This window comes from Lutibacter sp. (assembly GCF_041596795.1).
In the GTDB taxonomy this organism is placed as follows: domain Bacteria; phylum Bacteroidota; class Bacteroidia; order Flavobacteriales; family Flavobacteriaceae; genus Lutibacter.
In genome coordinates this window covers 1-12,307 of record NZ_JBFHHX010000100.1, presented here as the reverse complement: position 1 = coordinate 12,307, position 12,307 = coordinate 1, and the positions used below count along the sequence as shown (strand labels likewise).

Annotated in this window: 11 protein-coding genes; 4 read left to right on the top strand and 7 right to left on the bottom strand. The window is 30.1% G+C overall.

Annotated features, from left to right (window positions below):
* On the bottom strand, positions 1-644 hold a 644-nt coding region (locus tag ABY298_RS11485; protein WP_372746198.1), incomplete at its 3' end, for an alpha/beta hydrolase.
* 76 nt (positions 645-720) lie between these two features.
* Here ABY298_RS11485 and ABY298_RS11480 point away from each other — a divergent pair.
* The 4 genes from ABY298_RS11480 (at position 721) to ABY298_RS11465 (ending at position 4,544) form a co-directional block, all read left to right on the top strand.
* On the top strand, positions 721-1,539 hold the full coding sequence (locus tag ABY298_RS11480) for a M48 family metallopeptidase (RefSeq protein ID WP_372746197.1): 819 nt from the start codon (positions 721-723) through the stop codon (positions 1,537-1,539).
* 72 nt (positions 1,540-1,611) lie between these two features.
* A complete protein-coding gene (locus tag ABY298_RS11475; protein WP_372746196.1) occupies positions 1,612-2,922 on the top strand; it encodes an MFS transporter in 1,311 nt (436 codons plus the stop codon).
* Positions 2,912-4,111 carry an L-2-hydroxyglutarate oxidase gene (lhgO, locus tag ABY298_RS11470; protein ID WP_372746195.1) on the top strand — a complete coding sequence of 400 codons (1,200 nt, stop codon included), beginning with the start codon at positions 2,912-2,914 and terminating at the stop codon, positions 4,109-4,111. The genes ABY298_RS11475 and lhgO overlap by 11 nt, the downstream gene beginning before the upstream one ends.
* A 10-nt stretch (positions 4,112-4,121) precedes the next feature.
* A complete protein-coding gene (locus tag ABY298_RS11465) occupies positions 4,122-4,544 on the top strand; it encodes a secondary thiamine-phosphate synthase enzyme YjbQ (RefSeq protein WP_372746194.1) in 423 nt (140 codons plus the stop codon).
* 234 nt (positions 4,545-4,778) lie between these two features.
* Here the strand turns inward: ABY298_RS11465 and ABY298_RS11460 are convergent, their stop codons facing one another.
* The 6 genes from ABY298_RS11460 to ABY298_RS11435 all read right to left on the bottom strand — a co-directional run.
* Positions 4,779-6,140, bottom strand: a complete 1,362-nt coding sequence (locus ABY298_RS11460) for a hypothetical protein (RefSeq protein ID WP_372746193.1) — start codon at positions 6,138-6,140, stop codon at positions 4,779-4,781.
* Between the two features lie 107 nt (positions 6,141-6,247).
* Positions 6,248-8,248 (bottom strand): LruC domain-containing protein, encoded by a 2,001-nt coding sequence (locus tag ABY298_RS11455; RefSeq protein ID WP_372746192.1) that lies wholly within the window; start codon positions 8,246-8,248, stop codon positions 6,248-6,250.
* Between the two features lie 199 nt (positions 8,249-8,447).
* Positions 8,448-9,494: a hypothetical protein gene (locus ABY298_RS11450; RefSeq protein WP_372746191.1), complete on the bottom strand. Its 1,047-nt coding sequence runs from the start codon at positions 9,492-9,494 to the stop codon at positions 8,448-8,450.
* Between the two features lie 77 nt (positions 9,495-9,571).
* On the bottom strand, positions 9,572-10,762 hold the full coding sequence (locus ABY298_RS11445) for a glycosyltransferase family 2 protein (protein WP_372746190.1): 1,191 nt from the start codon (positions 10,760-10,762) through the stop codon (positions 9,572-9,574).
* A gap of 30 nt (positions 10,763-10,792) precedes the next feature.
* Positions 10,793-11,995, bottom strand: coding sequence for a glycosyltransferase (locus tag ABY298_RS11440; protein ID WP_372746189.1), 1,203 nt, complete (start codon positions 11,993-11,995; stop codon positions 10,793-10,795).
* Between the two features lie 2 nt (positions 11,996-11,997).
* On the bottom strand, positions 11,998-12,307 hold a 310-nt coding region (locus tag ABY298_RS11435; protein ID WP_372746188.1), incomplete at its 5' end, for a glycosyltransferase.

The following is a 12,307-nucleotide window of genomic DNA, read 5'->3' as shown; positions in this document are numbered from 1 at the left end:
TTTTTTAAGAAAAAATATTTCATTTTTTCAATTAGTTTAGGGCTGAGTTCTAATTTTTGAATAAAATCAGCAATTATATCTGTAATAATATCACCAGCACCAATAATAACAATTTTTTTAACTTCTAAAAATTGTTTTACACTATTTAAAACAGTCATTCCACCTAAAGAGTGACCAATAGCAAATTCAAACGGGCCATAATGCTGTTGTAAATATTTTGCAGTAGCAATAAATTCTGTCATCATAGTATAATTACCCGATGATTTTCCGTGTGCAGGAGCGTCAAAACTAATGGTCATAAAACCATTTTCTAATAATTTATCAGCTATTTTATATAATTGGGTTCCTCTACCAGACCAACCATGAACTAATAGTACCTTTCTTTTAGAATATCCGTAAGTATACATCATTATGTTCTTATTTAATTCCGGTATTAAAATCAACTCTTGTTGAGCGCTTTTTGCCATAATTTTTTCTCGCTCAGGAGTTTTAAATCTAAAAGGCGTGCCAAATATTTTTACTGCAAATTTGGTAGCAAGAGTTAAGGAGAAAAGCTGTAAAAACTTTCCTGTATATAAAATAGCTTTCGGGATTTTTGGAACGTTATTTGTTCGTTTTAATTTATCAGATTCTTTTTTATTCATTTAAATTATTAATTTTGATTGTAAATATAGAATTTGTATTTTTAAAGATTAACTAGAAATTAAAAAAAACTGAAAAATGAAAAAATTTATTTCACTATTACTTGTGCTGATGTTTATTGTAAGTTGTAGTACCGTTCCAATTACTGGAAGAAAAAGAATTAATATAGTTAGTGATGCAGAAGTTTTACCGGCAAGTTTTGCTCAATACGAAGGATTTTTAAAGGAAAATAAAATCTCTGCTGATAAAAAAATGACCAATGAAATTCAAACGGTTGGATTAAATATATCAAAAGCTGTTGATAAATTTATGAGAGCTAACGGAATGGTTGCTGAAGCAGATAGTTATAGATGGGAATTTAATTTAATAGATGATTCAACAGTAAATGCTTGGTGTATGCCCGGCGGAAAAGTTGTTTTTTATACTGGTATTTTACCAATTTGTGATAATACAGATGGTATTGCTGCGGTTATGGGACACGAAGTAGCACACGCATTTGCAAAACACGGTCAAGAACGTATGACAAGTGCATATGGACAACAAATAGGGAGTGTTTTAGTTGCATTAGGAACTGCAAATAAAGATCCAAAAGCTCAAGAATTGTGGAATACTGCATTTGGTATTTCATCTTCAGTTGGCTTATTAGCGTTTAGTAGAACACATGAAACAGAAGCTGATAAATTAGGGATGGTTTTTATGATTATGGCTGGTTACAATCCAGAAGAAGCAATAAATGTTTGGATACGAATGAGTGAAAGAGCAGAAAGTGGAAGTGCGCCACCTGAATTTTTAAGTACACACCCATCAAACGAAACAAGAATACAAAATTTAAGAGCCTATTTACCAACCGCAATCTCGTTGGCTAAAAAGTATAACACAACACCAACAAAAAGTTAATAGCTTTAAAATATTTTTATAGTATATTGTAAGCCGTTCTAAAACAAATTAGAGCGGTTTTTTATTTTATATATGTTGCAAAAGGGAGATAAAAAATTAATTAATGCTTGGGCATTTTACGATTGGGCGAATTCAGTGTATTCCTTAGTAATTAGTACCGCAGTTTTTCCTATTTATTACAGTAGTTTGGCCGAATCATTTTCAACTATTGAAGGTAAAATTACTTTTTTAGGTACGCAATGGAATCCAACAACGCTGTACGATTATACCTTGGCATTTTCTTTTTTAATAGTTGCATTTATGTCGCCAATATTATCTGGTATTGCAGATTATACAGGTAATAAATTAAAATTTTTAAAAGCATTTTGTATACTCGGTTCGTTATCTGTAATGAGTTTATTCTTTTTTAAAGGAGAAGAAACGCTTTGGGTAGGTATTGTTTTTACAATTTTAGCAAGTATTGGATTTTGGGGAAGTATTGTTTTTTACAATGCATATTTACCTGAAGTTGCTTATCCAGAACAGCAAGATGATGTTAGTGCAAAAGGATTTATTTTTGGGTATACGGGTTCTATAATTTTATTATTATTAAGTTTAGTAATGATAAATAAACCAGAAATATTTGGAATTCCAGATGCAGGTACAGCATCAAGAATAACATTTTTAATTGTTGGTGTTTGGTGGTTTGGATTTGCACAAATAACCTACAGAAAATTACCCAATAATGTGTTTAATAGAAAACCTGAGAAAGATTTTATTTGGAAAGGTTTACATGAACTAAAAGTGGTAGCCCTAGAATTAAGGAATTATTCAGAATTGAAATTCTTTTTATCATCATTTTTTATGTATAGTGTTGGTGTTCAAACTATTATTTTAATGGCAGGAATTTTTGGTAGTAAAGAGTTAGGTTTACCAACTTCAGATTTAATTGCTGTTATTTTATTAGTGCAAATTGTTGGTATACTTGGCGCTTTTACATTTTCAAGATTGTCTGATAGAATAGGTAACTTATCAACACTAAAAATCACTATTTTTATTTGGGCATTTATTTGTGTTGCAGCTTTTATGCTAGATAAATCACAAGAAGGTGTGCATTATTATTTTTATGGAATTGGAGCTTTAATTGGTTTAGTTATGGGCGCAATTCAAACACTTTCACGATCAACGTATTCTAAATTATTGCCAGAAACTAAAGATCACGCAACTTATTTTAGTTTTTACGATGTTACTGAGAAAATTGCTATTGTTTTTGGTATGGTTGTATTTGGTTTACTAGTTTCCATAACTGGTTCTATGCAATGGAGCGTTTTGTTTTTGGCATTTTTCTTTCTAATTTCTTTTGTTTTACTGACCTTTGTTGGAAAAACAAAATATGTTCAATAAATTTGATTTTATAGTTGTTGGAGGCGGAATTGTTGGATTGGCAACAGCCTATAAACTTCAATTAAAACATCCAAATAAATCTATTGCTGTTTTAGAAAAAGAAACCGGAGTAGGAATGCATCAAACGGGAAGAAATTCTGGCGTTATCCATTCAGGAATTTATTACAAACCAGGATCTTATAAAGCATTAAACTCTAAAAAAGGAGGGAAGCAGTTGGTTGATTTTGCAAGAAAGAACAATGTGAAAGTTGATGTTTGTGGAAAAATAATTGTTGCCACTAAAAATGAAGAATTACCAATTTTAGATAATATTTTTAAACGAGGTATTGAAAATGGAACGGAGGGAATTCAATATTTATCATCCGAAGAAATAAAAGTAAAAGAACCTTTTATTGAAGGACTTAGAGCAATTTGGGTACCAACCGCTGGAATTATAGATTATGTAGGTGTATGTAAAGCTTTTGTACAACAAATTAATACTATAAATACTGAAAGTAACTTGTTTAGTACTTGTGAAGTTAAAGATATTATTTCTTCCGAAGATCGAACTATACTGAAAACAAATAAAGATACTTTTGAAGCTACAAAGGTTATTTTTTGTACAGGATTGCAATCTGATAGAATTGCTGAAAAAGACAATGCAAAATTAGATATTCATATTGTTGGTTTTAGAGGCGATTATTTTGAATTAACACCGGCAGCTTCACATAAAATTAAAAACCTAGTATATCCGGTTCCAGATCCAAAATTTCCTTTTTTAGGTGTTCATTTTACCAGAATGGTAGATGGAAGTATTGAATGTGGTCCTAACGCGGTTTTTACCTTTAAAAGAGAAGGTTACAACAGAACAAGTTTTAGTTTAAAAGATACTTTTGAAGCACTAACTTTTAAAGGAACTTGGAAGTTGTTTGGCAAACATTGGCGTAAGGGAATTGATGAATATAAAAGAGCATTTTCTAAACGTTTATTTGTAAAAGAATTGCAAAAAATGATGCCATCTATTACAGTAAATGATGTGCAAACTGCTAGATCTGGAGTTAGAGCCCAAGCTATTGATTTTGATGGAAATATGGTAGACGATTTTAAAATTATTCACCACAATAATAATATTCATGTGTTAAATGCTCCATCACCAGCAGCAACTGCTTGTTTGGCGATTGCTGATGAAATTGTAAGTAACATACGTTAAATTTAGTAAAATGAAATTTTATCAACAGGAACTAAAAATTTCTCCTAAAAAAAGGGGTTTTCATTTAATTACTAATGAAATTATTGCTGCTATTCCTGAAATAAAAGATATTTCAATAGGACAATTACAGGTTTTTATAAAACATACTTCGGCAAGTTTAACCATCAATGAAAACGCCGATACCAGTGTTAGAACCGATTTTGAAAGCCATTTTAATAAAATGGTTCCGGAAAATATGCCGTATTATATACATACCTACGAAGGACCAGATGATATGCCAGCACATATTAAAGCTTCACTTTTAGGAAGTTCTATTCAAATTCCAATTTCAAATGGAAAGTTGAATATGGGGATTTGGCAAGGAATTTATTTGTGTGAGCATAGAGATTTTGGTAATGGTAGAAAATTAGTTTTAACTGCTTTTGGAAATTAGTATGTTTAATACTTTGTGGTTTTTAACAGTTTTGCTCAGAGGTAAATCCTTTATATGTATTTGAGAAAGGTTAGACGTTTTTCAATTGTGCAAACTTTTTTAATTTCTTAATAAAATCAATTTAGAGCACAGTTAATTTTTTTCGATTACTTTTTAAAATGTATAAAATTATAAGTTTATAACTTACTTCAGTAGTTTGTTTTATTAAACTTAGTGTTCTTTTATAAGTAGTATTTAATATATCCAAAACATTTCGTTTTCAGGAATATTTTTTTCACGCCCAATGGCAAAAGGATTAAAATTGTATTTGGCAAATAAATACCAAGCACCTCCAGAAATTGCAATTTCAGAATCTGCAGTTGTCCATAATAAATCTGAACCATACGAGGTTCCAGGATTAGATGCATAAGGGAAACCTTTTGAATTTGAATAGAGAGAACTTTCAATTATAACTTTATCCATTTCATTTAAATAAAAGTTTTTTTCATTTTGCATTTCAGAAATACCAAATGCAAGTGCCATTTGTCCTGTGCCTTCTAACCAAACAGTATCTTTATCTTCATCAAAACAATACCCTGTTATTGTTAATCCGTTTGTAGCTACTTGAGTTGTTAAAAAACGATCTGCGGTTGTTTGTGCAGAAATTGGATAATTTTTAAATATGCTGTAACTCCATGAGTGTAAGTCTAAAGCATTAATATATAGTGGATTTGTAGGCCAAGAAATTAAATTTTTATCCAATGTATCCCAACGGTCATTTTTTAAGAAGTTTAACAATTCACTATGGAATGTTGTAAAACCTTCAACAGCATTAAAAGCATCAATATTCCCTTCAGTAACTTTAAAGTCTATTAAATTATTACTGGGATAATATCCAGCAAAAAGGCCTCCATCTGTATCTTGTAAGGATTGTAACCAGTTGCTAAGTTCTAAAGCTAAGTTATCGTAGGTGGTAAATCCGGTTCTGTTTTTATAATTATTTAATGCTATAAGTAACCAAGCATTATCGCCCATCCAACGTCTGTTATTAGGAATTCCGTTGCTATTTCTAATTTGAGAAAATCCACCTACACCATTTGTTAATTCGGTGGTGATTCTAGCGTTAAAAAAGTCAAATATATTTTCAGCTCTTTCAAAATCATCTTTCAGCATAAATACCATTGCAGCTAAAGCATTGTCGTACAATGATACGTAATTCGAATTTTCCGCACTTTCAAGTAATCCGTTAGGTAATTGTTGATTGTTAAACCAATTGAAAATTTGTTCTTCGCTTTCAGTTGGAATTCTTGATCCTTTAAACATTAAATTATCAGCAGTGTTATTTACTATAATTTCTGAAGGAAAAAAAGTGTAATCTGCTACTGATGAGGTTATTGTAGTTTCTTCGAATAAATTTGAAATTTCCCAGTAACCTTGTGCATTTGTAATAGTAGATTGATTTGTATTGTAGTTAATTTTAACACCTTTTATTCCAACTCCAAAATTGTCAATAACTCTACCGTTTACTTGGTATAAAAGCATGTCTGCGCTATTTACTTCTTGATTACAAGAAACGAGTAGTAAAATTAAAAAAACTTTTATAAGCGTAAACTTCATTTTAGCAGGGTGTTTTTATATTTTAACTTATTTAACAACAAAACTGATTTTTTGAATAGTATAACAAAAAATCAGTTTTGTATGAAGTTAACGAAATTTACATTAATTTAATTGTCTATTTTGTCATCATTTCTATATCCTGGATTATCTTTATACCAATCTTCATAATTTGTACCTCCTGAGGTAGCCCAAATACTAAAATAGTTATAAGCATTAGTTATACTTACTTTTTCTTTAGGAACTTTAAAATCATGTACAATATTTATAGCCCAAGGTAAACCATTATCGGTTAAATAGTCTCCATCTTTGTCTCTATTAATTCCGTCTATTTCAAAACTTTTTTCACCTAAAGTTGTTGTATGTCCGTTTGGTAAATGCACTTCTTTTTCTCTTATTTTATTAATAATCATAAAAGGATTAAAAGGAGCAGTTCCTAGGGTACTAGTACTTATTGGTTCCGTAAATTTGATTGAAACAGTAGTTTCTTTATCAAGTACGGTATGAGAGTTGTCAAAGAAAATTACCACTGCATTATCCTGACCAGTTTCAGTACCATTTGTGTTTAAATTAATGTAACCTTGTGTTAAGTTAAGCCCGGTTACGCTTTGAATTTGCGATGATTTAAGGTTTTCTATTTCAATTCCAAATGCATTGGTATAACTTGCTCCGTTGGCCTTAACGTTGTAAATAAAATCTAATTGAACTGCCATGTTTTGTGAATTTAAAACTGCGATTACTTTGTAATTTAGAGCTAAATCATTAAAGTCGTAATCACCGGTTGATGGCCATAAATCTTCAAAGGCAATAGTTCCCCATCCGTATTTGCTTGGAGTAAATATTTCAAAAGCTTTTTCAGCATCATCAGGATATTCATCATCAATATCTATAATTCCATCGCCATCAGAATCTATATTTTCCTCAGTTTCAGTATAAATTCTAAAAGTTGTTAAATCATTAATAGTTCTACCAAAACTTGTATTATTATTTGCGCTAACTCCATATTTGTATTCCCAGCCACCAGTTTGTGTATCCATAATAATTAAATCGGAGCTATTGCTACTGTTTGAAAGCCATAATTCTTGATTTGAATCAAAAGTCATAGAAGTTGGACTAAAAGGTAAGTTGTCGGCACTAATTCTTGTTGCTATGTAATCGTTATTAGAATCAAGTTTCAATTTATATAAGCCAGAAAAAGAGCATAAAAACAATGTTCCATCTTCGGCAAAAGCTAAATCACCACCATTTTGTTTATGTAAACCAATAATATCCCAAGTACCTAATGTGTTACCATTAGAAGGATCGTATGTATAAATTATAGAATTATTTGAAAAATATAACAATCCATCTCTATAGTTGTATTCCAATCTTGGTCCACCTTGTTTTACATTTCCTACAGTTTCCCAAGTATTTGCTTCAATATCATATTTCATTAAAGGATAAGGGCTACTTTTTCCAATTGAGTATAATAATTTGTTAGCTTGATCTATTGCGCACGTATAGCTCCCCATTGGCATATCGGATATGTATGTATATTCTCCAGATAATGGGTTTACTTGAAACAATTCTGCTGAGCCATTTACACAATATAAATAGTCATCTACTATTGTTGCTGATGATTTACTAGCGCGTGCAGCATAACTAAAATTTACTTGTTTATTGCTAATAGTTTGAATGGAAGATGAATATTTTAAATTGTCATTTCTTAAAATATATACCTGATTGTAATATGCTGGTAAACTAATAGTATGACTTAATTTACCATTATAAGCAACACCTGTAAAAAGTAATTTGTTTAATACGTCAGATTTAAAAATAGAATCTGTAACTGTTACACCTTCTTCGTTTTGGTACGTTTCCATTCCTTGGAAATATTTTTCATCAGAATACGCATAAACACTATATTTTACATAATTTTTAGCATCATTAATGGTAATTTTCACTTCTTGTTGAGTGCTAAAGTCAAAACCGCTTGGAATATTTAAATTGTTAATTTCTAATTCACTAGTGTTTTCTTCAGTTTCACTAATTTCAGTAACATCTTTCACACAAGAAATGGTGGTAATTAAAATGATACCAAAAAATAAGATTGATTGCTTAAAGTTTTTCATGAGGTTATAATTTTTTTTTATTGTAATTCATATTAAAATAGTAAATTCAACTAATATGCCAAATAATACAGTTGTGTAAGTATCTGAAATTATGGGGTTTGCAAATAGTGTGAATGTGGTGTTTTCCATATTTTGGAATTTCTTTTCGTTTTTAGAATTTTATAAAGCTTTTTAGGTGTTAATAATTGTTTGTTTTAATTTATTGTACAAAAGCTAATCCATCTGGAATATTTCCGGTTCCAATTGTACTATCTACTGTAAATGTTTTCATATTAATAACTTCAATTTTATTAGCATTAGAGTTCGCAATAAACGCGTATAATCCATTAGGATGCATTAGTATACCAACGGGTCGTGGAGTATGGTAAAGTAAGCGTTCTAAAAAATTATCTTTGCCATGTAAATTTATTGTTTTTATTCGCTTTTTAGTAATAGTATTATAAACTGAAACTGTGCCATCCAATGCATTTGTAACTAAACAGTACTTCCCATCAACAGAAAATTTTAGCCTTAACGATTCTTTACCTGTAGCCAATGTATCTATAACTTTATTGGTTATAGTATTAATAATATTTATTGAATTGGATTTGTTATTAGTTACCCAAACCTCCGATCCGTCTGGCGTAATGTCTATACCTTCAGTTCCCCAACCACAAGCAATAGTGGTTACAACTTTATTTAACTCAAGATTAATAACACTAACAGAACCCGAGTTAATGTTTGTAACATAAGCCAAAGGTTTGTTTGGATGATGAACTAACAGGTGGCTTACATATTGTTGTGTTGGAATGTCTTTATCTATAGTTCCAGATACAATATCAATAACTAATAAATTATTGCCACCATTGGTTGCTACTGCTACTTTATTTGGCTCTGGTAAATTAATAATACCTTTTGGAGCAAAGCTTTTATTTAAAGAAATATTTTTTTCTATTGTATTTGTATTGGTGTTTATAACAGAAATAGTATGTCCTAAAAGATCATTTGTGCCGTAGTTAGTGATAACAACTTTAGGTTGATTTTTTATTTTTGTAATTTCATGCGGAATATATTCTACAGGAAATTCCGTAAGTTGTTTTCTTTGAAATAAATCAAAAACAGTAACGCTACTACTAAGTTTATTAACAATATACAATTTACCACTTGTTTGAATAGTATAAGAAGCCCTTCTAACAGTATAAATTGTTATACTTACAATTAGTAAACATAAAATTCCAATTAGTATTAGATACTTTATTTTTTTCATAGTGGGTTTACAAAAATAGTTTTATTAAATCTGATTAGGTTTTTTTTGATAATGTGCTTTTCTTTTTTAATGTTAATTTAACTTGCCCTTTTAGCTCTTTCCCAATTTACAGATTGTGAATTTTTCATATATCTGAAAAAGCCTAATACAACCGACAGATTCATAATAAAAAAGTAATATGGAACAAATAAAATTTTAACTCTTGTAGATCTGTTTTCTAAAAACCAGCCCGTTAATGCGGCAATATAAAACAGTATTTGCAACCAAAATAATGTTGAATACAATCCAAAATTAAAAATGCCTTCGTTGCATGCTAAAGCAAATGAAACTGGTATTAAAATAAGTAAACAAAGTGGTGTTAAAGTCCAACGTAACACGCGATGTGAAATATATTGAAATGATAGAGTACCATATTTAAAAATATTTAATAAAGAATTTAGTCTAACTACACTTTGAATTCCACCTGCAGATATGCGTATTTTTCGTTTTAATTCTTCTTTTACATTTGCTGAAGCAGTTTCTATAGCATATGCTTCAGGATCGTATTGAATGGTATAGCCATCTTGTGCAACTCTTAAAGAAATAATAAAATCATCAAGTAACGTATCCTTTTCAACATGGCGGTATAATTCTGTTCTAATAGCAAATAATTCACCTGCAGCTCCAACTACCGAATAAAGTTCAGCATCCCATTTTTTTAAAGTAGATTCATACTTCCAATACAAACCTTCTCCGGCTCCAGAAGCTACATCACTTTCTTTATTAATAATTCTTTTTTCACCAGAAACACATCCAACAGTAGGAATGGAGAACAAATTAACAATGCGTCTAATAGATTCTTTTCCCAGCATAGTATTGGCATCGCTAAATACAATAATTGGAGTTTTTACAAATTCCATTCCTCTATTCATAGCACCAATTTTTCCATTTCTGGCATCTAAATGATGTACGGTAGCTTCTTTATACTGTTTCAATAACTCAGGTGTTCCATCATCAGATCCATCAGTTACCCAAACTATTTTTAATTTATCTTTTGGATATTCTAATTCTAGTGAATTTTTCATTTTAGAAGCTACATAATCCTTTTCGTTGTATGCAGCAATAAAAAGCGTTACATCAGGTTCATAAGCAGAATTTATTTCCTGTTTTTTGCCCCATTTAAAAATTCGTTTTAACTTAACAAGTATATATAATAAAATTCCATAACCTACATAAGTATAGAAGATTATAAATAAAAGTATCCAGAATAAATATTTTAATGTAAGCATATTGTTTGGGGTGTTGGTTGATTTATAATGTTATTTTATTTGTTCTTTTTGAGCGCAAAACTTTTCTAAAATAGTTCCAAATTCAATGGCTCTGCCTTCCCATGAATTTTTTTCAGCAAAAGCTATGCGTTCAGCTATTTTTGAAGTATTATCTAGTTTTAGTTCTTGTTTTATGTGGTTTACAAAGTCTTCTTTAGTGTTGGCAACTTGTACAATGCCTTCAAAATCGGTTAAATTTGCAAAGGCTGTCATAACTACAGGAACTCCAACTGCTAAGTATTCATTAATTTTTAATGGGTAAATGTTTTTATTTACTTCATCCATTTTATATGGAATGATTCCTATATCCGATTTTGCTAACAATTCAGGAACATCATGCGCATTAATTGGGTTATAAAATGCTACATTTTTATAGGGAGATAAGCGCTCTTTAATTTGTTGATTTATAAGGTAACCTGTAAATTCAAATTGAATTTCAGGTAATTCTTTAACGGCATATTCAACAAAATCAATTTCAAAACGCTGATCTAAAGTACCTATGTAACCTACTTTTTTTGTTGCAGCTGTTGGTGAAATATCTTTTTTAGCAAATGGTTTAAACAAATTAAAATCTACGCCATTTTTTACTACGTAACTATTAGAATTAAATTTCTTTTTTTCGCTATTTAAATAGTCCGATGTAGTAATAATTCCATCTACTTTTTTTGCAAAATTTTCTTCAATTTCAAATATTCTAGTTCTATGTCTTCTGGTGTCCATTCCATCGTAACAATAGTAGACATTTAAAAATTCATTTAATTTTCCAATCATTGGTAAGCCGTACATTGGATTGTAGGCGGTTACAATAATTGGGTCTTTCATGTGAAGTTTTTTAATAACTTTTAATAGCTGATTTTTATAAATAGCAGCGTTTATTCCAAAGAAAGTTTTAAATAAAAATTCGTTTTTTAAAAAGTCAACTGGTAAAACCGGCGGCATTACTAAATGGTTTACTTTAGAACCAGTATCTGTTGTAATTTCTTGAAGACGTTTTTTGATGCCAAACATTCTAGAAACTTGGGCTTTTTGTTTTCCTAAAACAGACATAATAACGTCTTTAACCGTAAAAGGATATTCAATAAAAACAACATTATTATCTTTTGCTAATAATGAAAGTAGTTGTACGGTAGATTTGGTAAACTCTCCGTGCCAAGTTGTTTGCGAAATACAAATTATATTTTTTCCTTTAAGCATATTCAGTTTTTTTGATGTTGTAAATAAACCTCGGTATATAATTTTAGGTATTCTATAGCCATATTTTTCCAAGAAAATAGTTTGTTACGTTCAATTCCTTTTGTGCATAATTCTTTATAATAATCAGCATCAGCAAGAATTTTATGCATAGCTTGTGTAATTTCCTGAGGTTTAAACGGATCAATAATATGTGCTGCATCTCCCGCAACCTCTGGCATTGATGAGGTGTTTGATGTAATTACAGGAACACCGCAACCCATAGCTTCAAGCATAGGAATTCCAAAACTTTCTCGTAACGATGGATACAAGAAT

What these genes read in the sequence shown, in the direction of transcription:
- ABY298_RS11480 (WP_372746197.1), top strand. Translation starts at nt 721, where the DNA reads ATGAAAAAATTTATTTCACTATTACTTGTGCTGATGTTTATTGTAAGT.
- ABY298_RS11475 (WP_372746196.1), top strand. Translation starts at nt 1,612, where the DNA reads ATGTTGCAAAAGGGAGATAAAAAATTAATTAATGCTTGGGCATTTTAC.
- lhgO (WP_372746195.1), top strand. Translation starts at nt 2,912, where the DNA reads ATGTTCAATAAATTTGATTTTATAGTTGTTGGAGGCGGAATTGTTGGA.
- ABY298_RS11465 (WP_372746194.1), top strand. Translation starts at nt 4,122, where the DNA reads ATGAAATTTTATCAACAGGAACTAAAAATTTCTCCTAAAAAAAGGGGT.
- ABY298_RS11460 (WP_372746193.1), bottom strand. Translation starts at nt 6,140, where the DNA reads ATGAAGTTTACGCTTATAAAAGTTTTTTTAATTTTACTACTCGTTTCT.
- ABY298_RS11455 (WP_372746192.1), bottom strand. Translation starts at nt 8,248, where the DNA reads ATGAAAAACTTTAAGCAATCAATCTTATTTTTTGGTATCATTTTAATT.
- ABY298_RS11450 (WP_372746191.1), bottom strand. Translation starts at nt 9,494, where the DNA reads ATGAAAAAAATAAAGTATCTAATACTAATTGGAATTTTATGTTTACTA.
- ABY298_RS11445 (WP_372746190.1), bottom strand. Translation starts at nt 10,762, where the DNA reads ATGCTTACATTAAAATATTTATTCTGGATACTTTTATTTATAATCTTC.
- ABY298_RS11440 (WP_372746189.1), bottom strand. Translation starts at nt 11,995, where the DNA reads ATGCTTAAAGGAAAAAATATAATTTGTATTTCGCAAACAACTTGGCAC.